The sequence below is a fragment of the Neorhizobium sp. PAMB6630 genome (genome assembly GCF_058242775.1).
The window spans coordinates 105,001-126,292 of sequence record NZ_JBZAYV010000003.1 but is presented as its reverse complement, the minus strand read 5'-3'; the positions used below and the strand labels follow the sequence as shown (position 1 = coordinate 126,292).

The window sequence follows — 21,292 nt, the reverse complement described above, 5'->3', positions numbered from 1 at the left end:
AAGGAGCCGTCATGCAGCTATCAACACGCCAGATGGAAATCATGGCCCTTGCACGCGAAGAGGGGCGGGTGCTGGTGGATGAACTGGCGGCGCGCTTTTCTGTCACGCCACAGACGATCCGCAAGGACCTGAACGACCTCTGCGACGAGCGGGCGCTCACCCGCATCCATGGCGGTGCAGTCTTTCCGAGCGGCAACGAAAACGTCAAATACGAGGCTCGCCGTTCGATGGCGGCTGCGGAAAAGCAGGCGATCGGGCGCGCGGCGGCGGCCCTCATCGCCGACAATTCGTCGCTGTTCATCAATATCGGAACAACGACCGAGGCGGTGGGTGATGCATTGACCGAGCATCGCGAACTGATGGTGATCACCAACAATATCAATGTTGCCAACCGCTTGCGGGTGTTTCCCTCGATCGAGGTCGTCATTGCCGGCGGCGTCGTGCGCGGAACGGACGGCGGTATCGTCGGCGAGGCGGCGGTGGATTTCATCCGGCAATTCAAGGTGGATTTCGCCGTCATCGGCGCCTCGGCGATCGATGAGGACGGTGCGCTTCTTGATTTTGACTTTCGCGAAGTCAAGGTGGCGCAGGCCATTATTGCCAATGCCCGCCATGTGATCCTCGTCTCGGACGCCTCCAAGTTCGAGCGCACGGCGCCGGTGCGGATTGGCCACCTGTCGCAGGTCCACACCTTCATCACCGATCACTGCCCCTTGCCCGGCCTGCGCACCGTGTGCACCGACAACGATGTGCGCCTGATCGAAACCGCGCCCCAGACGGACGCGATCCGGCCGGAGTGATGACTTCGTTTGACATTCGTTTGTATTTCGATTTAGATAAATTGGATTTCGGAATTTAAAAAATCGCTGTACTGCGAACAGGAGACGGCAGATGACGGGCGCGCCCGTATTCGATATTTTCGTCATCGGTGGCGGTATCAATGGCTGTGGCATCGCCCGCGACGCCGCCGGCCGCGGGTATTCGGTGGCCCTGGCCGAAATGAACGATTTCGCCTCCGGCACCTCGTCGGGCGCCACCAAGCTGATCCATGGCGGATTGCGTTATCTCGAACATTACGAATTTCGCCTTGTGCGCGAGGCGTTGATGGAGCGCGAGGTGCTGTGGGCCATGGCGCCGCATGTCATCTGGCCGCTGCGCTTCGTGCTGCCGATCCAGAAGGGCGGCGTTCGGCCCGCCTGGCTGGTGCGGCTTGGCCTGTTTCTCTACGATCATCTGGGCGGCCGAAAGCTGCTGCCTGCGACAAGGACGCTCAACCTTTCCCGCGACGAGGCCGGCAGGTCTCTGAAGCCGGAGTTTCGCCGGGCGTTTGAATATTCCGACGGTTGGGTGGATGATGCCCGCATGGTGGTGCTGAATGCCCGCGATGCGCAAAACCGGGGTGCGACCATTCTCAGCCGTGCCAAGGTTGTGTCGGCGCAGCGCGAAGCCGATCACTGGGTGATCACGACGAAATCGACGCGCGACGGGTCAACCCAGACGCATCGCGCCCGCATGGTGGTGAATGCCGCCGGCCCCTGGGTGGACCAGGTATTGGCCGGCGCGATGGGCCACAACAACGCCCGCAATGTCCGCCTCGTGCAGGGCAGCCACATCATCGTGCGCAAGAAATTCAACCATGACCGCGCTTACTTCTTCCAGAACCCGGATAACCGCATCATCTTCGCCATTCCCTATGAGGGTGATTTCACGCTGATCGGCACCACCGACCGGGACTTCAAGGAAGACCCGAAGACCGTGCGCATCAGCGACGAGGAGGTGCATTACCTCTGCAATGCCGCCAGCGAATATTTCAAGCAGCCGATCGTGCCCGGCGATATCGTCTGGAGCTATTCGGCGGTGCGGCCGCTGTTTGATGACGGTGCCTCCAAGGCCCAGGAGGCCACACGCGATTACGTGCTGAAAGTGGAAACGCCTCAGAGTGGCGCGCCGCTCTTGAACGTGTTTGGCGGAAAGCTCACCACCTACCGGCGCCTTGCCGAGCACGCGCTTGAAAAGATCGCCGAGACAATCGGGGCCAAGGGCAAACCGTGGACGGCCGGCAGCCACCTGCCGGGCGGTGATTTTCCGGTAACCGGCGCTGCTAGGGCCGTGGACCAGCTGATGTCGAAGGCGCCGTTCCTGAACCGTGGCCATGCCGAGCGCCTGATCCGCTGTTATGGCACGGATGCCAGCACCATGCTTTCCTCTGCCAAGACGGTGGAAGATCTCGGCCGCCATTTCGGCGGCACGCTCTATGAGGCGGAAGTGCGCTGGCTGCTCGACAAGGAATGGGCGGTTTCGGCGGAGGATATCCTTTGGCGGCGCACGAAACAGGGCCTGTTCCTCACGCCCGATGAGGTCGCAGCGCTTGAGGATTATCTGCAGACGGCAACTGTTGCCTGACCGGCTCGTTCTGCCGCCCGAAACAAGGTCTTTCAGGCGGCAGGATCAAGAATGTGTCAGCGCGCCATGTCAAACAGCAGCGCGCGCCCGTCGGTTGTCCAGACGAGATCCTCGAACTGGTCGGCGCCGATTTCCACGGCATCACCCGTGGCCAGCCGTTCCCCTTCCAGCATCGCAACGCCTTCGATAATGTGCAGGAAGGCAAGACGACCCGAGCGGGCGGGAAGCGGTGTGCGGTCGCCATCGCGGGCATTTGCGATGAAAAGCTGCGTATCGGACTGCAGCTGTAGCGGCGCATCACCGGCAGTGCCGCTTGCCAGCAACGACCAGCCGCCGTCATCCCGGCCTGCGGGCAGCGATGCCTGCTGATACATCGGCGTGCCGCCCATGAGATTGGGGATGAGCCAGATCTGCAGGAAATGCGCCGACTTTTCGCCGGATGCGTTCATTTCCGAGTGGCGCACACCGCTTCCGGCATACATCAGCTGTGCTTCGCCGGGCGCAATGGTGACGAGATTGCCCAGCGTATCCTTGTGCTTCAGCTTGCCTGAGAGAACCAGCGTCAGGATGTCCATGTCCGCATGGCCATGCTCGGAAAAGCCGGAGCCGGGGGCGATCCAGTCCTCATTGATGACGCGCAAGGCGCCATAACCCATGCGGGTCGGATCCTGAAAGCCGCCGAAGGAGAAGGTGTGATAGCTGTTCAGCCAGCCCGTATCGGTATGGCCGCGGTTCATGCTTTCGTGAATGAGGGTCATTGTCAGCCTCCATGGTTCGGGGTGATGGGGGCGCCGGAGCGCCCGTTAATCGTTGATCGGCGGCAGGAGATCTTTGATCTGCTCGCGGAACGGTTCGTAGCGGGCAGGCAGTTTCAGGGCTTGCCCGAGATGGGCCGTATCTTCATCCCGGTCGAAACCGGGTTCGTTGGTGGCGATTTCAAACAGCACGCCGCCCGGCGTACGGAAGTAGATCGCGTAGAAATAATCGCGGTCGATGACCGGCGTGACCTGATAACCGGTGTCCATCAGCGCTCTGCGCACCTCAAGCTGTGCTGCGCGATCATCGACGGCAAAGGCGATGTGATGCACCGAGCCGGCGCCAAGTGCTGCGGAACCTGCCTGCGGCAGCGTCTGGAGATCGATGATATCGGCACCATTGCCGCCGGGCATGATAAAGCGGGTCCATTCCTTCTGCGTGTCGACCTGCTGATAACCCATGAAGGTCAAAAGCTCGGCTGTGGCACCGGCATCTTTCAGCCGGAGGCTTGCGCCCTGAAAGCCCTTGACCGCTTCCGCCGTGCCGATGCCGGCCTTCGACCAGCCAAGACGTGGATCGGCGTCGGTTTCGATGAGCGAAAAACCATCCCGGTCGGGACCGGCAAAACGCAGGTAGCTTTGGCCGAAGCGTTCTTCCTCACCGATCAGCGGCACGTCCCTTTCGGCCAGGCGTTCCTTCCAATAGCCTATCGACCCCTTGGGAACGGCAAAATAGGTCTCGCCCACTTCGCCGGCACCGCTACGCCCCCTGTCGATATCGGGGAAGGGAAAATAGGTCATCACCGACCCCGGCGTGCCGGCATCGTCACCGTAATAGAGGTGGTAGACTTCCGGTGCATCGAAGTTGACGGTTTTCTTGACGCGCCGCAGGCCGAGCGTGCCGCTGAAGAAACTGTTGTTTTGCTGGGCGTCGGCGGCCATCGAGGTAACGTGGTGGAGGCCCTTGATCTGGTTCAGCATGGAAGTGATCCTTTGGCGGTTGCGCGCCACTGTCTGGCGCCGTGAGCACAAAGTGCGGCAGATCGAGGAAATGCTGAATAGCAATAATATTGACTATATTATTTCTCTTATGGTAATAATGATCCATGCAGGATCTGACCGATATCCGTATCTTTCTTGAAGTGGCGCGCCAGCGCAGCTTTGTGGCGGCTGCCCGTCAATTGTCGCTCACACCGCCCACGGTAACGCGGGCGGTGGGCGCACTTGAAGAAAGCCTTGGCGTACAATTGCTGTTGCGCACCACACGTCAGGTCTCGCTGACTTCTGCCGGCGCAAGTTATGCGGCGCGGATCGGCCCTGTCATCGAGGAGTTCGACCGGGCCGCCGAAGAATTGCGCGAGAGCCAGGGGGAGACCGGCGGCCTGATCCGGGTTAATGCGCCGTTATCCCTTGGCCAGCAGATCCTGCCGGACATGATTTCCGGTTTTCGCAGCGAACACCGTGCCGTCTCGGTGTCCCTGCAACTGACTGACCAGTTCATCGACATTCTCTCGGGCGCCTGTGATGTGGCAATCCGCATTTCGGAAGCGCCGCGCGACAAGTCCACGATCTGGCGCAAGATCTGCCCGGTCACGCGCATGCTGGTCGCCTCGCCGGGATTTCTGGCCGCCCATGGCCGTATCGACAGCCCGGACGATCTGCAGCCGCCATTGTGCCTTGCCTATGATGCCGAGGCGCTGGGAGAGAATTGGGAGCTGTCTCGCAACGGGCAGAACCGCCGCATCCGCGCCGGACAGGCGCTTGCCACCAACAATGGTGAGGTGATGGCACGGTTGGCCGAAAACGGCCAGGGGGTGGCGCTGCTGCCGCTGTTCATTGTGGAGGATGCGCTGAAGGCCGGCCGGCTGGTTCAGGTGCTCAGCGATTGGCAGATGCCGCAGCTGTGGCTCACCCTCTATTATCCGCCCTATGAGCGGCTTTCCGCCCGCATTGCCGCCTTTTCGAATTTCTTCGAGGATTATGTCACCCGCGTCCGGCCGATCTGACCGAACGCAGGTTTCCGTCAGGCGACTTCGAGCTTGCGCGGCATCTGGTGGGCCAGCCAGTCCAGAAGCGCATCGCCGCGCATCGGGCGTGACAGCCAGAAGCCCTGGATCTCGTCGCAGCCCATGGCGTGCAAAAGGTCAGAAGCTTCTGCCGATTCCACGCCTTCGGCCACCACCCGGTAGCCAAGACTGTGCGACAGGTTGATCATCGAGCGCACCAGAACACGTTCCCGGTTGCCGTTTGCCATATCGGCGATGAAGGATCGGTCGATCTTCACCACACTGGCCGGCAGCTTCTGCATATAGGCAAGGCTGGAATAACCGGTGCCGAAATCGTCTATGGCAAGACGGATGCCGGTGGCGGTCAGTCTTTGCAGGAGGTCGAGCGCCCGGTCGGTCTCCTTCATCATCGCGGTTTCCGTCAGTTCCAGCTCGATGCGGCCGGGATCGACGCAGTGCTCTTTCAGCTTCTCCATCATGCGCTCGAAGAAATCATGTTCTTCCAGGTTGAGCGCCGACAGATTGATGGACAGCTTGAATTTCAGCCCCATTGCCTCCCAGGCTGCAATGTTCCGCAAGGCCTCTTCGATCACCCAGGCGCTGAGTGCCCGCGCGTAAGTGGAGGCCTCGACGATGGGGATGAATTCGGCGGGCGAAATCGGCCCGAGAACCGGATGGTTCCACCGCAGCAGCGCCTCGGCGATCTCCACCTCGCCGGTTGAAAGATCCATGCGCGGCTGGAAGACAAGGAAAAGCTGGTCGTCCGCATCGAGCGCGATCGGGAAATCCTGCAGCAGACGGAAATTGCGGCGATGGCGCATGTCGGTGGCAAACGAGAAAGAACCGACGCCGGTATCGCTGTCGCGCGCGTCCTGCACGGCGCTCTGCAGGGACCGCAGCACGTCCTCCGGCAGCATTTGTGCAGGATCAAACGACATGACACCGATGGAGGGCGTCATGCTCATGTGAAAATCGCCGTGTTTTTCGATGTCCCGGAGCGTTTTGGCAAGCAACTCGGAATAGGTGTCCGGATCGGCTGTCTCAGGCGCGAAGAAGGCAAATTGCGTTGGCCCCACATGGTACGGCGTGGATTGCTCGCCGACATGAGCCTTGAGGATGCGGGCGACGGTTCGGATCAGCCCGTCGAGATAAGACGGTCCCATGACGCGCGACAGCCGGTCGAACTGCGCCGTCTGGGCAAGGTCGAGAAGGCTGATGATGCGCTGCTCGCCATGGTTCTTCTGAAGGTCGGACAGGTCGTTCAGCAGCTGGAAACGGTTCGGCAATCCGCTGGAGGCGTCGATGCGGCCGACGGCATGCTGCAGTTCGATCTGGTCCATGACCATCGCGGCAAGATCCGTCAATGTCGCCATTTCATCATCGGTGATGGTGCGTGGTTCGGCGCCAAGGACACAGAGCGCGCCCAACCCATGCCCGTCCGGCGTCAGGAGCGGCGCGCCCGCATAAAAGCGGATGCCGGCATTGCCAAGCGTGCTGTCGGCGTAATGATCGTCCTGTTGAAAGTCGCGGATGACCAGCATGCGCCCGGTTTCGGCCACTTCCGCGCAGGGCGCCTTGTAGCGCGGAATGCCGTCATGCTCGACGCCCACCTTGGACTTGAACCACTGGCGATCGACATCGGTCAACGACACCGCTGCGATCGGCAGGTTGAAATAGGAGGCGACAAGCCGCGTGATGCGGTCAAAGCTTTCGCTGGGCAGGGTGTCGAGAAGCCGCAGGTTGCGCAGGCTGCTGAGCCGCGCCAGTTCGTCGGAGGCATGCATGATGGCGGATATCCTCACACGGTGGCCTGCTAGATGCAGGCGCAAGGCCGCGCGGTGTGGTGTGTCTAGAGAAAAATCCGGCGGGCCATTGCTCAGGGTCCCGCCGCGCTAAAGGCGGTTCATTCCGGGAAACCCGTTTGGCCAGGCGTCATGCCAAGAGCTATCGCGATAGCTGCCGAGGTTGAATATGACCCATTGTTTCCAAACGCCAATGGACTTCGCCTAAATTAGCGTTGTCGAATGACGGGAAGGTTAACATCCGGTGTCTGCCTTCAATTGCTGGCAGGTGAGCCATCGGCCATTGCGTGCGGGTGGGGTTGCGTTTTGCCGCTTGATCTGCGTGCGAAGCTGAGGCTTTGTCTGTCGAAGGCGTCGCCCGCAAAAGCGCGTCGCCCTGCCATGTCAAACAACGGGAATGCCAGTGACACGTCTTCAAGAAACCGCCCAGGATCTCGCCGATCGCATGATGGACCTTTATCGCGGCAAACGCCTGATGCTGGGCATTGCCGGGGCTCCGGGATCCGGCAAGTCGACGGTGGCCGATGCGGTGGTGGAGGAGATCAACCGCCGCCAGCCGGGCCTATCCGCCGTCTTTCCGATGGACGGCTTTCATTTCGACGATGCGGTGCTCAACGACATGGGGCGGCTGGCAAACAAGGGGGCGATCGATACCTTTGACGTTCATGGCCTGCGCCACACCCTGGCGCGCCTGAAGGCGAACGTGGATGACGTGGTGGCCGTGCCGGTGTTCGACCGGGAAATCGAGATTGCCCGCGCCGGCGGCCGGCTGATTCCGAAGGAAACCGGCATCATCGTCTGCGAGGGCAATTACCTCCTGATGCGCCAGCAGCCCTGGGACCGGCTGAAGCCGCTGTTCGATTTGACGGTGCTGGTCGAAGTCGAGATCGAGGAACTGCGCCGGCGCCTGCGGGCACGCTGGGAAAGTCTTGGCCTCGATGAGGACGTGGTCGGCCGCAAGGTCGAGGGCAATGACTTGCCGAACGGCATCGCCATCATGGCAGGCAGCGCGGAACCGGACTTGCGCGTGCGAAATTAACCGCTCACGCGCAGCCGCCCCATTCCTGCAAAAACGCCTCAGATATCGAAGGCTGCGACCCTGCGGCCGTCGTCGGCAAAGATTTTTTCGATCTCGGCCCTGTTCGGCAGGGACGGGGGCTTGTCGAGTGCAGTGTTTGCCGCATCGCCAAGCGGCAGCGCAAGAACGGCTGTGGCGAGCCATGTTTCGCCTGCTGCGATCTGCCCGCGCAATTGCGGCAGGTTGGTCTTGGCATGGATGAGGTTGGTGTTGGCAATCGGCAGATGGGCGCGCCCCTGACGCTTGACCAAGCCCAGATCGACGATGGCGCTCACATCCGTCTGCCCATGCCAGACGGCGCGGCCTTCGCCTTCCTCGCTCCGGTCACGGGCAAAATCGGCGCGGGAAATGGCAAAGCCGCCTTCGGTCGAGTGGATCACGCGTGGCGTGACGAGCTTGTGCAGGCGGATGTGCCAGGGATTGGCAGGAATGAGCCAGGTCTCGACGGTGACGTCGCCCCAGGGTTTCCAGCGGGAATAGAGCATGTTGTCAGCAATCAGTGCCTCTTCCAGTGTCTCGCGCATGCGAAAATGCACGCAGTCATCGGACAGGCCCAGCATATTGTCAAAACTTGCCGCATCGAAATGCCGGTCATTGGCCTCGATATTGAAGGCGTAACGCGTCGAATAGGCAAATTTCGCATATTTCTCGTTGGAGCCGCGCATCTTGTCGTGCTCCTGCCCGGATGACAGGACAACGACATTGCCGGGCGTGTGCATGGCCACCATGCCCGGCTTTTCGAGCGGGATCGGATCGGCAAATTGCGGCTGTTCGGTCTCTTCCGCCTGCCAGAACGGGTGATCCTCCGGCAAGGCGAGCGCGAGGAAAAACTTGAAGGCCCAGTAGGGCGAGCCTGCGGAATTGTAGCTCTCGCTCATCAGGAGGTTCGGATAGCCATAACCGACAGAGAGCACGCCATCACGATCGGCAATCGGCAACTGTGACCACCAGCGGATATGGCGCATGTAATAACCCTTGATCTCACCCCAGGGCAGGGCTTCCAGATTGGCAAACGCAAGCGAGGCCCAGAAGCCGCCGGCGGCAAAGCGGTAGGTCTGGCTGCGGCCGAAGGCAAGCGCTGCCCCGTCCGGCCCGAACCAGTGGCGGATATCGCCGGCAAATTTTTCCGCCCGCGCCCGCATCCGGGACTTGCGGGCCTCGTCGTCCTTGGCGACCACCGTATAGATGAGGCCATAAAAATGCATGGCAAACGGAATGTAATGGTCGACGCGCCGCACCGGTCCGTCGCGATACCAGCCCTCGCCGATATCGAAACCTTCCAACTCATCGAGATAGGCAACGGTCTTTGCGGCATCCACCGGGATGCCCACCCGTTCCAGCCCGAGGTCGACCAGCACGCGAAAAAATTTCCAGTTGTTGTCGACATAGTCGCGCTCGCGCGCTGCCTTCAGATAGGCAGCAATGCGCTGCTTTGCCTCTTCAGGCTGCGGTTCCCAGAGATGCTGCGGCACAAGCGCCAGTGCAAAGCCGATGGCGGCGAGTTCCACCAGACGTTGGTTGCGGTCGGCCACATCGCCCCAATACTCGGGATGTTCGGGATTGGTGCCGTTGTCGAGGCCGCGGCGATAAAGATCCCAATAGGCAAAAAAGCCGCCACCGGCCACAAGCGGCACGATGCCCCAGAGCGGACGGGCAAAACCTTCGAGATCGGCTGCCGCATGATCGAAGATCGCGCCGGCAGCGCTCAGGCGCACGCGCGCGCCGCCTTCGGAAAAATAGGGAAGAAGCGGCTCGAACAGGTCGGTGACCGCTTTGGCGAGATCGGCGCGGGTTTTTAGCGGATTTCCGAAGAGCGGGTTTGCCTTGGCAGGATCATAGATCACGAGCTTGTATCCGGATGCTGGACATTGAAGATCAGTTGCGGCCGCGGGCGTTATGCCTACGGCCGCCTCTGTTGCTTTACTTGATGGCCTTTACGCCATCGGTCATTTCCTTCAGGCCCGCATCGACAGCGATATTGTCGGTCATGATGGCATCATGCACGCGGTTCAGAACCACCTCGATCTTGGCAGCGTTCGGGTTGACGGCCATTTCCAGATAGGACTTGCCGGCCTGAAGTGCTGCCTTGCTGTTGGCATCCGTCGGGAAGCCCGGCAGTGCCGTGATCTTGTCTGCCACGTCAGCCGAACGAATGGCCGGCAGGGTGCCGGTGGCTGCCACGATTTCCGCCCCTTCCGGGCCGCTCGCAAACTTGATGAAGTCGAGCGCCGCTTCCTTCTGCTTGGAATTGGTGTTGACCGACAGGCCCGAAATCTGCGCTGCCGTGGTGCCGGCTGCAACGCCGTCCGGATGCGGAAACTTCACGATGCCCCAGTTCACGCTCTTGGATTCACCCGATTTCACCTTGGCGATCTGCGTGCCGATGAACCATGTACCCATCGGCAGCATGCCGATCGTGCCGTTGAAGAACAGCGCCGAATAATGCGTGTTCGATGTTTTCAGCGAGGCGTAGGAGGGGATCGCGCCGCTCTTTTGCAGTGCCAGCGCCCGCTCGTACCAGGGTTTCAGGAAAGCATAATCGCCGTCCACCAGCGTCTGCTTGCCGTCCTGGATGCCGGGAAGCTGCACGGCTGAGCGCCAGGTGTGCAGAAGCGCACCATAGGTCTTGTTGGCACCAAAACCGCCCTTCAGCTTTTCGGCGGTCTCGTCGAACTGCTTCCAGGTCATGTCATTGGTGGGGTAGGCGACGCCTGCCTTGTCGAAAATATCCTTGTTGTAATAGACCACCCAGAAATCCGAGCGGAAGGGCAGGGCATAGACCTTGCTGTCCACCGTCAATGCCTCGATCAGGCCACCGTAAGGCGCGGATTCGATCTTCTGCGACGTCATGAACTCGTTGAGCGGGGCGATATTGCCGGCGCGCACGAGGTTGGCGTAACCCGGCACGTCCTTGATGGTGACGATGTCGATATCCGTCGAGCCGCCGGTCAGCTGCGTCGAGATCATCTGCGTGTAGTCTTGCGAGCCGAGATCGATATGCTCGAACTTCACATTGGGGTGTTTTGCCGTGTAGGCCTCGATCAGCGGCTTGTAGAAAGCCACCTTGTCCCAGTCCCACAGCGCCCATTTGAGCGTGACGGGTGCTGCCCCTTGCGCAAGTGCCGTGCCTCCCAGCGCTGCTGCCATGGTGAAACCGGCAACCGCCGCCTTCATCGTTCTCCCGAAAATCTCCAGATACATCCTCAAGTCTCCTTCCCTGATTGTGCCTGGTTGAAGCGCCGCTTCTGCGGTGCCCTTAGAATGGTTCCTTCTCCCCGGATGCCTCTGCCGGCCGCGACAGAACCAGTGTCGCGGCCCGCTGCGCGCCGAACATCACGGCGAACAGTCCAAGAGAGAAATTGAATGTCGCCGGCATGAAGACGGAGACGGGGTAAAACAGGATATGTGCGAGCCAGAGCGCTGCCACGAAGGCGAGCGCGGCGAGAAGCGGCAGGGGACGCCAGAGCGTGGCGAGCGCTGAAAGCCGCAGCAGATCGCGCAAGCGGCGCGCCTCTGCGGTCACGCTCAGCACCATGAAATGCATGGCCCAGAGACCGGCAAAGACTGTTGCCACGAGGCTGACCGTCAGCGGTGCTGCATAAACGAGGTTTTCGCGGGCCGCTGCGCCATAGATCGCAATGGCGAAGATGCCAAGCGCCAGGACTGCGCCTGTGACGATGCCCCAGACGGTGGCGACCAGCGCATGGCGTCGGAAGGCTTCCGAGAAATCGCGCAGCAGGTAGACGTTGCGATCCTCCACCATCGACCGGCAGATGCTGGCCGTGGCAAAGGTAGCGGCAGGCAGGGTGACGAGCGGCAGGCTGGCGAGAATAAAGAGCAGGTTCAATTTCACCAGCTCCCACCATTCCCGCGCAAAAATCTGGACGAAGAGGGCAAGGCCGGTCCGCTTCGGGGCATCCTTGTCGATGCCCTTGCCCTCCTTCGTCCACATGGCGTCCAGCCACTGCATCTGTTGTCTCTTCCCTTTGGATTAGTACAGGATCGAACGTTCGGTTTGCGGGTCGAACAGCTGCGCATTGGTCATGTCGGCGGTGAGCGTCACCGCATCGCCGATTTTCGATTTGAAGCGCGGCGAAACGCGCGCGATCAGCTGACGTCCGCCGGCCAGCATGTTGAGATGCACTTCCGAGCCCATCGGTTCGGTCAGTTCCACGACCGCGGCAAAGGGGCCCGTGTTTTGCGGGTCGATATCGGCCGGGGCCAGCTCATGGAAATTCTCAGGCCGGATGCCGAGCATGACCTCGCGCCCCTCGTAAGGTGCGATGCGGGCCTCATCGAAGGCGTGCGGTAGGGGCAGCACCTGCCCGTCGACCGTTGCGCTGAACCGCCCTGCCTCGCGCCGGATCGTCGCGGGCAGAAGGTTCATCTGCGGCGCGCCGATGAAGCCGGCGACGAACATGTTGACCGGGCGGTCATAGAGGTTTTGGGGCGTATCCACCTGCTGGATATGGCCGTCCTTCATCACGACGATGCGATCGGCCATGGTCATGGCCTCCACCTGGTCATGCGTCACATAGATGAAAGTGGCATCCAGCCTTTTGTGCAGCTTGGTGATTTCGGCGCGCATGGTGCCGCGCAGCTTGGCATCGAGGTTCGACAGCGGTTCATCGAGCAGAAACACTTCCGGATTGCGCACCATGGCGCGCCCTAGCGCCACGCGCTGACGCTGGCCGCCGGAGAGCGCCTTCGGCTTGCGGTTCAGAAGATGGGTGATGTCGAGGATTTTTGCGGCTTCCTGCACCTTCCGGTCGATCACGTCGCGTGGGGCTTTGCGCAGTTCCAGCCCGAAGGCCATGTTCTTGTAAACCGTCATATGCGGGTAGAGCGCATAGTTCTGGAACACCATGGCGATGTCGCGATCCTTCGACGGCACGTCATTCATCAGGTCTGTGCCGATCAGAAGCTCGCCGCCGGAGATTTCCTCAAGGCCTGCGATCATGCGTAGCGTCGTGGATTTGCCGCAGCCGGAGGGGCCGACGAGGATGATGAATTCCTTGTCGGCGATTTCGAGATCGATATCGTGCACCACGGTCAGCGCACCAAACGTCTTGTTCAGCTTCTTCAGCGAAATGCTTGCCATCAATCCCTCACGCGCTCACCAGTAGGAAGACCAGCTGCGCGCAAGGCGCGTCAAAGCTTCCATGTAATAATAATCCCCCCAGGACACGCACTCATCGACGCCTTCGCCGCGGCAGGTGTTGTGTGGGGTTTTTTTCGAATAGGTGCCGTGCAGCACAAGCCCGTTGGAAAGGCTGGGATCCGTCACGGCATAATGATCGACCAGGCTTTTCATCATGCGCCGGGCAAGGTCGCGGTAACGCACCGCATCGTCGCCACCAACGAGATCCGCCATTTCCAGCAGTCCGCAGGCGACGATGGAGGCCGAAGAACTGTCGCGCGGTTCGCTCGATCCTTCTGTGAAGATCAAGTCCCAATAGGGCACGAGATCGGCCGGCAGCCGCTCCAGATAAAAGGACAAAAGCTTCTCGAACGTCTCGCGGTATTGGGCCAAGGGCTCATAGCGATAGGAGAAGGCCATGCCGGCAATGCCCCAGGCCTGTCCGCGCGCCCAGAAACTGTCGTCGGCATACCCCTGTTTCGTCACGCCGCGCACCGGTTCGCCGGTTGCCGGGTCCAGGTAAAAGGTGTGATAGGTGGAGTTGTCCGGGCGTACCGAATGGGCAAGCGTCGTGCGCGCATGGGTCAGCGCGATGTCGCGGTATTTCACATCGCCCGTCTCCGCACTTGCCCAATAGAGCAGCGGCAGGTTCAACAGGCAGTCGATGATGTAGCGATATTCGTTCGGATTGTCGCGGCGGCCCCAGGCCTGGATGAACTTTCCGATGGGCTGGAAACGCTCGATCAGCTGGTCTGCGGCGAGAAGCGCTGCCCTGCGGCCGTCTTCGTCGCCGACCAGTTTCCATGCGGCGATGCAGGAGGGCGAATAGAGAAAGCCCATGTCGTGATGGTCGGTCTCGATGCGGTTTTCGATGCGATGGAGAAAGCTCTGCACCTGGATCTGCGCCGCATATTGAAAGATCTTGTCGCCGCTATGCTCGAAGGCAAGCCAGATTTCGCCCGGCCAGAAACCCGCCGTCCACTGGTCGTTGGCAACCGGCGGATAGACATTGCCGACGCTCGAATGGTTCTGCGCGGTATAGGTGAAGGCGGGCAGGTTGCGGCGCACCTGGGCAACTGCCTGATCAAGTGCGGCCCGCACTTCGTCATCCGTGATGGCTGCGGAGGAGGTGGGGGAGAGTGCATTCATAAGGTCAGCCCTTGATCCCTGATGAGGCGACGCCTTCGACGAAGAAGCGTTGCAGCGCGAGGAAAACGATCAGCACGGGGATGAGCGCCACCACGGAGGCGGCCATGATCAGCCCGTATTCGGCCGAATATTGCGAGATGAACATGCGAAGGCCGATCTGGATCGTCTTCAGTTCCGTGCGGGTAAGATAAATCATCGGCCCCAGGAAATCGTTCCAGGTGGTGACGAAGGTGAAGATGGTGAGCGTCGACAGCGCCGGCTTTGACAGCGGTAGCATGATTTTCGCCCAGATCTGGTATTCGTTCATGCCATCGATGCGGGCCGCTTCACAAAGCTCTGTGGGGATCGACATGTAGAACTGGCGCATCAGGAAGACGCCAAACGCGGTAAAGGCCTGCAGGCAGATCAGTGCCAGATGGGTGTTGTTGAGGCCGAACTCGCGCATCAGCAGGAACTGCGGCACCATGTAGACCTGCCAGGGCATGGCGATGGTGGCGATATAACCGAGAAACAGCGTGTTTTTGTAAGGAAAATGCAGCTTGGCGAAGGCATAGGCCGCAAAGCTCGAGGTCAGCAGCTGCAGCACCGTCACGATGATCGTCAGCTTCGACGTGTTGTAGATGAACAGCGCCAGCGGGATTTTTGTCCAGATATCCAAGTAGTTTTCCCATCTCGGCTGCGAGGGGATCCACTCGATCGGGAAGGCAAACACGTCGCGGCTGAGCTTCAGCGAGGCCGACAGCATCCAGGCAAACGGCAGGAGCATGATGATGGTGACGACAATCACCGTCAGGTAGACGGCGATGGTGCCAGCTGAGATCTTTTTCCCGGCAATGCGCATGGCTCAATCCTCCCTCTGGCGGCGGAACTGGACGACGGTGACAGCCAGCACCAGGAAGAACAGGACGAGTGCGATCATGCTGGAATACCCAAGATCCCAGGAGATGAAGGCCTCGTTATAGATGTGGTAGACGAGAACCAGCGTCGAGGTGCCCGGCCCCCCTTGGGTGATCATGTAGACCTGATCGAAGACCTTGAAGGACTGGATGGTCAGCATCACGGTGACGAAGAAGGTGGTGGGCGCGAGCTGCGGCAGCGTGACATGGCGGAACTTCTGCCAGGCATTGGCGCCATCGAGGCCGGCTGCCTCGTAAAGCTCGGAATTGATGCCCTGCAGGCCGGCGAGATAGATCACCATGTAATAACCCATGCTCTTCCAGATGCCGAAGAGGATGACGGTGACCATGGCCCAGTGGCGGTCTGCCGCCCAGCCGGGCAGGTTTTCCGGCGCGATCCCCAGCGTATAGAGGATCATGTTCACCGGACCCATTTCCGGGTTGAAGATCATGTTCCAGACCACGGCGACTGCCACCAGCGAGGCGACATAAGGGAAAAACATCGCGGTGCGAAAGAAATCGCGGCCAAAGATTTTCTGGTTGAGCAGGACCGCAAGCCCCAGCGCACAGGCAAGCGTGGCGGGCACCGAGACGACGGTGAAGACGATGGTGTTCCACAAGGCGTCGATGAACGCCTTGTCCTCGAACAGGCGCCAGAAATTATCAAGGCCTGCAAAGGTAATCGGGTTGGAGCCATCCCAGTGCATGAAGGCCAGTGCAAAAGCAAACAGGATCGGCCCGAGCGTGAAGACGGCAAAACCCAGAAAGTTCGGCGCGATGAAGGAATAGGCGATCAGCGCATTTTCGACGCGCCGGCGGCGCTTGGAGACGACGCGCACCTTCTTCTTGGGCGCAAACCCCGCCGGGCTGTCAGACATGGCCGGACTCGTGATGCTCACCAGCTTCCTCCCCGTGTGACGCGCTCCTTGAGGGTTCGCTGTCTCACGCCTTGATTTGCACGTTTCGCGCGGGTTTGCACTCATGGTGCATCCCGCCTCCCGGACCCTGCATAACACAATTTTTGCATTGGTCAAACAACTTGCTATGCAGTCAGACAAATATGCTGGAAACTGAAAAATAGGTATGATAGGCAGTGTTTGCGGCAGGAGGTGCGCCGCTAACCGGGAGCGCTGTCTTTGTTTTTCGAACGGGTGAACACTCTGCCGGAAGATCTGGCCGATTTCAGGCCCGATCTCAGCGTGGCAGGCGCTGGCGGCTGGGAGGCGGTGTCGCCAGCGGATGCGGCAACGCTGATCGCCAGAGGTGTTGCAGCGCTGGACAAGAGCTGGCCTGTGCTTCTCGCCTCGCACTACCGGGAATACGGCGAAAACGGCAATCGCTCGCGCTTCGAGGCACTGTATTTCGAGCGCCGTCTGATGCTGAACGATCTGGTTCTGGCCGAAAAGGTGGAGGGGCAGGGGCGCTTTCTCGGTGCCATCATCGATGGCATCTTCCTCCTCTGCGAGGAAAGCGGCTGGCAGTTGCCGGCCCACAATTCCTATCAGCGCGGCGGGCCGCGCCTGCCGCTGCCGGACGCGTTCGATCCGGTCATCGACCTGTTTGCCGCCGAAACCGCAGCCATTCTGGCCACCACACTTTCGCTTCTGCGCGAGAGCCTTGATGCCGTCGATCCGGCCGTTTGCCGCCGCATCGAGCAGGACATCGACCGGCGCATCCTTCAGCCTTATCTCTCCCGGCATTTCTGGTGGATGGGCAACGGTGATGAGCGGATGAACAACTGGACGGCCTGGATTACCCAGAACGTTCTCATCGCCACCTTCAGCCTTCCGACATCCCAGGAGATCCGCCGCGCGGTTCTGCAAAAAGCGCTGAAAAGCCTCGATGCCTTCCTGAAGGATTATGCCGAGGATGGCGCCTGCGAGGAAGGCGTCGTTTATTACCGCCATGCAGCGCTCTGCCTGTTCGGCGCAATGACCGTACTCGATGCGGTGGCGCCCGGCTGTTTTGCCGACGTCTGGCAAGCGCCAAAAATCCGCGCCATGGCCGAATACATCGTCCACATGCACGTCGCGGACGACCATTATTTCAATTTCGCCGACAGCGCTGCCGTGGTGGAACCCTGCGGTGCGCGTGAATATCTGTTCGGAACCGCCGTCGGCTCGCATGTTCTCACGAATTTTGCCGCAGCGGATTTCAAGCGATCGCCCGACCCTTTGATGGGCCGCGAATGGAACCTCTGGTACCGCGTCCAGGCGGTGGTTTCGGCAGGCTCTATCCGTGCCCTCACACCGGATGTCGCACCCGCGCCGGACATGTTTTATCCCGGCATTGGCCTCTTCATTGCCCGCAAGGGACCGTATGCGCTGGCGGTGAAGGGCGGCTCCAATGGCGAAAGCCACAATCACAACGATGTCGGCAGCATCACGCTCTACAAGAACGGCCGGCCGCTGCTGATCGATATTGGTGTGGAAACCTACACGGCAAAGACCTTTTCGCCCCGCCGCTACGAGATCTGGACCATGCAATCGGCCTTCCACAATCTCGCGACCTTCGGGGGCGTGATGCAGGCCGATAGCGAGAATTTTTACGCACGCGATGTGAAAGCGGAGTTTCTGGCCGAGGAGGCGCGCATCTGCCTGGAGCTTGCCGGTGCCTATCCGCCGGAAGCGGGGTTGCGCAGCTACCGGCGCAGCGTTCGCCTTCACCATGGCCTTGGCGTCGAGATTGTCGATGATCACGACGGCGACCTGCCGGCAATGCTGTCGCTGATGACGGAGATCGAGCCGGTGGTGGAGGCGGGACGCCTCGTTCTGCCTGGTCTCGCCGAGATGCACCTTGCCGGTGCCGGCACGCCCACCATTGAACCCATCCCCATTGATGATGCGCGGCTGAGGCAATCCTGGCCATCGCGCCTTTACCGGGTGCTGGTGCCCTTTACCGGCCCACGCCTGCAGATCGACATCGTCTAGCGCCCATGACCGCGCGATCCGCCTTCAGGCTGGAGAGCATGGAAACGGACGCGACAAAAACATGAGAGGACGACCCATGAACCTGATGCTCGCGATCGCCGATGGCGCAGATGCCGTTGTGGCAAGGGCGGAGGCCGCAGGCGAGGTGTTTCTGGTCCATCGCGCCGCCTATCAGCCGGGAGATCGGCTGGTACTTCAGGCCTCCGAACCCGGGCATGTCGTCGTCTCCTTCGATGCGGCTCTGGCACCAGCCCTGGTCTATCTGCGCGAGCCCAGTTTCAGTCTGCCGGTTCCTTTCGGTGATCGGCGCGTGCCCTATGCACCGCAGGCATTTTCAGGTGAGCTACATCGGCTTCATGTGCGCAAGGCAACGGCGGCCGAAGTGGCGCTGCGGCGCAATCTCGCCTTCAACCCGCTTGACGATCACAGCAATTCAACGCTTTTCCCGCATGCCTCCGCCAATGTGGAAACCCGCGGCGAAGCCGCCTTTGCGGCCCGAAACGCCATCGATGGCGAAAAGGCCAATAACGACCACGGCAGCTGGCCCTATACCAGCTGGGGCATCAACCGCGATCCGGAGGCCGCCCTCACCGTGGATTTCGGCCGCCCGGTTCTGGTGGATGAACTCGTGCTTTATCTGCGCGCCGATTTTCCCCACGATGCCTGGTGGGAAAAGGCAAGCCTCACCTTCTCCGATGGCGAAACAATGAGGGTGGATCTGCGCAAGTCCGCGGCCGGCCAACGCTTTGCCATCCCGCCCCGTATCGTAGAGTGGGTGCGCCTGCACAGCCTGATAAAGGCCGAAGATCCCTCGCCCTATCCGGCGCTGACGCAGATCGAGGTCTGGGGAACCGAAGCCTGATGTCTGCCGTCAGCCGCCCTATCCGGCGGTGAGGCCGCGCATATCTCTCAGCAGATCGCGGTAGCGCGACTGGCTGCCGCGCAGATGCACCTGCATGGCAGCGCGGGCGGCCTTTTCGTCGCCATCGGAAATTGCCAGCACCAGCGCCTCGTGCTCCTTGTGGATCAGCCGGCGATAGGCCGTCTGATCGGCGCCGCGATTGTCGGAGACCACCCGCGACTGCGGAATGACCGCCGGGCCGTGCATTTCGAGAAACTGCGTGAAGAGCGGATTGTTGGTGGCATCGGCAATGGCCATGTGCAGCGCCAGATCGGCCTCGCGGATCGACTGGTTTGCCTCGATCAGTTCCAGCAGTCGCGCGTGACAGTCGAAGATGGCTTCTTCTTGCGCCGGCGAGCGACGCTGCGCGGCAAGGCCGGCCGCCTCGATTTCCAAGGGCGTGCGGATTTCGAGAATTTCGAGATCCGACGAGAGGCGCGCCCGATCCAGTTTCGGTGGGGCAGGAGCCGCGACCTCCGCCTTCAGCACGAAAATGCCGGCGCCCTGGCGCACCTCCACCAGCCCGTCGCAGCGCAGCGCCGTCACCGCCTCGCGGATCACCGTGCGGCTCACGCCATGCGCCTCCGTCAGCTCTATTTCGCTCGGAAGTCGCTCGCCCGGCTGATAGGTTCCAGAGACGATGGCCCCGCGCAGGGCCTCCTCCACCTTCGCCACCAGCGACCCGCTGCCCTTGCCGCGCGATTTCACCTCAACCGTCACATCCGTTCCCCCGTGTCTGCCCGCCTGGCGTTCGCAGGAACGGCGATGACAGGCAGTTTGTCGCAAATAGGTATGATGAATTCTAGCAAAACTCAATGGAATATCGAGAAAACGTCGGAAACTGTCTGACCAATACGCGAAAAATCCGTTCCCCTATCTCCAGGCCCTCTTCGGTCATCGGCAAACAGGCGAATCGCCCTCGCATGCGGGCATGCGATCCCGCGCGCGCCCGCGCGCATGCGGTTAATAAGTCATTTCTGTCGCCGGAGGTGATGCGTCCTTGCGCACCAACAGTGAAAACGGGTGAAGGACGCAAAGCCAGATCGTTATGAACCGCTCTCAACAGATATTCCGGTCCCTCTGTTGTGGCGATGACACAGGCCTTGCCGGAACCCTTGCATGCCAAGGGGTTAACCGCCGCAAGGCCTTTCCGGTCCATTCCGTTAACGCAAAGGCAGCTAAAAAAATCCTCATGAAATCAACGGGCGCCCGGCAATGGCACTGCCGCGCAAGCTTCACCCATGCTCCATCGTTAACCCTTTGTTAACCATGCCGGCGCTAGGCATGATCAACGATTTGTTTACGTAGATGACCAAAGTGCTAACAGACGCCCGCTCCATCCGCATCAAAGGCCGCTCATTCCTGGCGGTGGTACTGTCTCCGGACATGCCGCTCGACGACTGGCTGACGCGCCTGGACGATCTGGCGCAGCGGTCTGCCGGGTTTTTCCTCGGCCGGCCGGTCGTGCTCGATGTCACCGACCTTGGCCTCGACCGTGCGCAGATGAAGGAATTGATCGCAGCCCTTGGCGAGCGCAATGTCAGCATCATGGGCATCGAAGGGGCGCGCCATTCCGCCATCGGCCCCGGCATGCCGCCGGCGCTGAAGGGGGGCCGCCCGGCAGCCGACGTCGAGGTGCCGGAAAATGAGGCCCCCGTCGAACCATCGAAAGTCGATAACCGGCCCCAGATGGCAGAGCCCCGGCAGACGCTGCAATCGCTGGTGATCCGCGAACCGGTCAGGTCCGGGCAATCGATCATCTTTACCGAGGGAGACGTAACCGTCGTCGGTTCCGTGGCCTCGGGCGCGGAAATCATCGCCGGGGGTTCTGTGCATATTTACGGCGCGCTGCGCGGGCGGGCCATGGCGGGATCGGTCGGCAATGCATCGGCCCGCATCTTCTGCCGCAAGCTCGAAGCCGAGCTGGTGGCAATCGACGGTGTTTACAAAATGGCCGAGGATCTGGCCCCCGAGCTTCATGGACAACCGGTCCAGCTATGGCTCGAGGGCGACGCGATCATCGCCGAAAAACTGATGTGAGCCGCATGCGGCAAGAACAGGAGAGCAAGATGGGCAAGGTAATCGTCGTCACGTCAGGCAAGGGCGGGGTTGGCAAGACCACTTCGACAGCAGCCCTTGGGGCCGCGCTTGCGCAGCGCAACGAAAAGGTCGTCGTCGTGGATTTCGACGTCGGGCTTCGCAATCTCGATCTCGTCATGGGGGCAGAACGCC

Annotated in this window: 19 protein-coding genes (1 of these 19 cut by a window edge); 8 read left to right on the top strand and 11 right to left on the bottom strand. The window is 60.9% G+C overall.

Annotation, left to right across the window (positions count from 1 at the left end; genetic code table 11):
- Nucleotides 1-11 precede the first annotated feature (11 nt).
- Nucleotides 12-800 (top strand): DeoR/GlpR family DNA-binding transcription regulator, encoded by a 789-nt coding sequence (locus AC4CWF_RS26085; RefSeq protein WP_491288209.1) that lies wholly within the window; start codon nucleotides 12-14, stop codon nucleotides 798-800.
- A 91-nt stretch (nucleotides 801-891) separates the two neighbouring features.
- Nucleotides 892-2,403, top strand: coding sequence for a glycerol-3-phosphate dehydrogenase (gene glpD / locus AC4CWF_RS26080; protein WP_491288207.1), 1,512 nt, complete (start codon nucleotides 892-894; stop codon nucleotides 2,401-2,403).
- A gap of 56 nt (nucleotides 2,404-2,459) precedes the next feature.
- Here the strand turns inward: glpD and AC4CWF_RS26075 are convergent, their stop codons facing one another.
- Complete coding sequence (locus AC4CWF_RS26075; protein ID WP_491288204.1) at nucleotides 2,460-3,161, bottom strand: pirin family protein; 702 nt, start codon at nucleotides 3,159-3,161, stop codon at nucleotides 2,460-2,462.
- A gap of 45 nt (nucleotides 3,162-3,206) precedes the next feature.
- Complete coding sequence (locus AC4CWF_RS26070; protein ID WP_491288202.1) at nucleotides 3,207-4,139, bottom strand: ring-cleaving dioxygenase; 933 nt, start codon at nucleotides 4,137-4,139, stop codon at nucleotides 3,207-3,209.
- 125 nt (nucleotides 4,140-4,264) lie between these two features.
- Here AC4CWF_RS26070 and AC4CWF_RS26065 point away from each other — a divergent pair, with 125 nt between their 5' ends.
- Complete coding sequence (locus AC4CWF_RS26065; protein WP_491288200.1) at nucleotides 4,265-5,164, top strand: LysR family transcriptional regulator; 900 nt, start codon at nucleotides 4,265-4,267, stop codon at nucleotides 5,162-5,164.
- Nucleotides 5,165-5,181: 17 nt separating this feature from the next.
- Here AC4CWF_RS26065 and AC4CWF_RS26060 read toward each other — a convergent pair whose 3' ends face one another.
- A complete protein-coding gene (locus AC4CWF_RS26060) occupies nucleotides 5,182-6,948 on the bottom strand; it encodes a putative bifunctional diguanylate cyclase/phosphodiesterase (protein WP_491288199.1) in 1,767 nt (588 codons plus the stop codon).
- A gap of 421 nt (nucleotides 6,949-7,369) precedes the next feature.
- Here AC4CWF_RS26060 and AC4CWF_RS26055 point away from each other — a divergent pair, with 421 nt between their 5' ends.
- Nucleotides 7,370-8,005 (top strand): nucleoside/nucleotide kinase family protein, encoded by a 636-nt coding sequence (locus AC4CWF_RS26055; RefSeq protein ID WP_491288198.1) that lies wholly within the window; start codon nucleotides 7,370-7,372, stop codon nucleotides 8,003-8,005.
- Nucleotides 8,006-8,043: 38 nt separating this feature from the next.
- Here the strand turns inward: AC4CWF_RS26055 and AC4CWF_RS26050 are convergent, their stop codons facing one another.
- From AC4CWF_RS26050 to AC4CWF_RS26020, 7 genes are all read right to left on the bottom strand, one after another.
- Complete coding sequence (locus AC4CWF_RS26050; RefSeq protein ID WP_491288196.1) at nucleotides 8,044-9,888, bottom strand: DUF2264 domain-containing protein; 1,845 nt, start codon at nucleotides 9,886-9,888, stop codon at nucleotides 8,044-8,046.
- 76 nt (nucleotides 9,889-9,964) lie between these two features.
- A complete protein-coding gene (locus AC4CWF_RS26045; protein ID WP_491288194.1) occupies nucleotides 9,965-11,245 on the bottom strand; it encodes an ABC transporter substrate-binding protein in 1,281 nt (426 codons plus the stop codon).
- A gap of 55 nt (nucleotides 11,246-11,300) precedes the next feature.
- The gene (locus AC4CWF_RS26040; RefSeq protein ID WP_491288192.1) at nucleotides 11,301-12,014 is read right to left on the bottom strand and encodes a DUF624 domain-containing protein; all 714 of its coding nucleotides are present in this window, start codon (nucleotides 12,012-12,014) and stop codon (nucleotides 11,301-11,303) included.
- Between the two features lie 21 nt (nucleotides 12,015-12,035).
- On the bottom strand, nucleotides 12,036-13,145 hold the full coding sequence (locus tag AC4CWF_RS26035; protein ID WP_491288189.1) for an ABC transporter ATP-binding protein: 1,110 nt from the start codon (nucleotides 13,143-13,145) through the stop codon (nucleotides 12,036-12,038).
- A 15-nt stretch (nucleotides 13,146-13,160) separates the two neighbouring features.
- Nucleotides 13,161-14,333 carry a glycoside hydrolase family 88 protein gene (locus AC4CWF_RS26030; protein WP_491288187.1) on the bottom strand — a complete coding sequence of 391 codons (1,173 nt, stop codon included), beginning with the start codon at nucleotides 14,331-14,333 and terminating at the stop codon, nucleotides 13,161-13,163.
- 4 nt (nucleotides 14,334-14,337) lie between these two features.
- Nucleotides 14,338-15,174: a carbohydrate ABC transporter permease gene (locus AC4CWF_RS26025; RefSeq protein WP_491288185.1), complete on the bottom strand. Its 837-nt coding sequence runs from the start codon at nucleotides 15,172-15,174 to the stop codon at nucleotides 14,338-14,340.
- A 3-nt stretch (nucleotides 15,175-15,177) separates the two neighbouring features.
- The gene (locus AC4CWF_RS26020; RefSeq protein ID WP_491288230.1) at nucleotides 15,178-16,107 is read right to left on the bottom strand and encodes a carbohydrate ABC transporter permease; all 930 of its coding nucleotides are present in this window, start codon (nucleotides 16,105-16,107) and stop codon (nucleotides 15,178-15,180) included.
- Between the two features lie 258 nt (nucleotides 16,108-16,365).
- Here AC4CWF_RS26020 and AC4CWF_RS26015 point away from each other — a divergent pair, with 258 nt between their 5' ends.
- Nucleotides 16,366-18,159: a heparinase II/III domain-containing protein gene (locus AC4CWF_RS26015; RefSeq protein WP_491288183.1), complete on the top strand. Its 1,794-nt coding sequence runs from the start codon at nucleotides 16,366-16,368 to the stop codon at nucleotides 18,157-18,159.
- Between the two features lie 76 nt (nucleotides 18,160-18,235).
- On the top strand, nucleotides 18,236-19,021 hold the full coding sequence (locus AC4CWF_RS26010; RefSeq protein ID WP_491288182.1) for a discoidin domain-containing protein: 786 nt from the start codon (nucleotides 18,236-18,238) through the stop codon (nucleotides 19,019-19,021).
- 18 nt (nucleotides 19,022-19,039) lie between these two features.
- Here the strand turns inward: AC4CWF_RS26010 and AC4CWF_RS26005 are convergent, their stop codons facing one another.
- Nucleotides 19,040-19,780 carry a FadR/GntR family transcriptional regulator gene (locus tag AC4CWF_RS26005; RefSeq protein WP_491288180.1) on the bottom strand — a complete coding sequence of 247 codons (741 nt, stop codon included), beginning with the start codon at nucleotides 19,778-19,780 and terminating at the stop codon, nucleotides 19,040-19,042.
- Between the two features lie 588 nt (nucleotides 19,781-20,368).
- On the opposite strand from AC4CWF_RS26005, the gene minC reads away from it, so the two are divergent.
- Together minC and minD are read left to right on the top strand one after the other, a co-directional pair.
- The gene (gene minC, locus AC4CWF_RS26000) at nucleotides 20,369-21,100 is read left to right on the top strand and encodes a septum site-determining protein MinC (protein ID WP_491288178.1); all 732 of its coding nucleotides are present in this window, start codon (nucleotides 20,369-20,371) and stop codon (nucleotides 21,098-21,100) included.
- 29 nt (nucleotides 21,101-21,129) lie between these two features.
- A protein-coding gene (gene minD, locus AC4CWF_RS25995) for a septum site-determining protein MinD (protein ID WP_491288177.1) crosses the window boundary here: on the top strand, nucleotides 21,130-21,292 show its start. It continues 653 nt past the right edge of the window; 163 of the gene's 816 nt are visible here — the first part of the coding sequence; its start codon is at nucleotides 21,130-21,132; its stop codon lies off the right edge, out of view.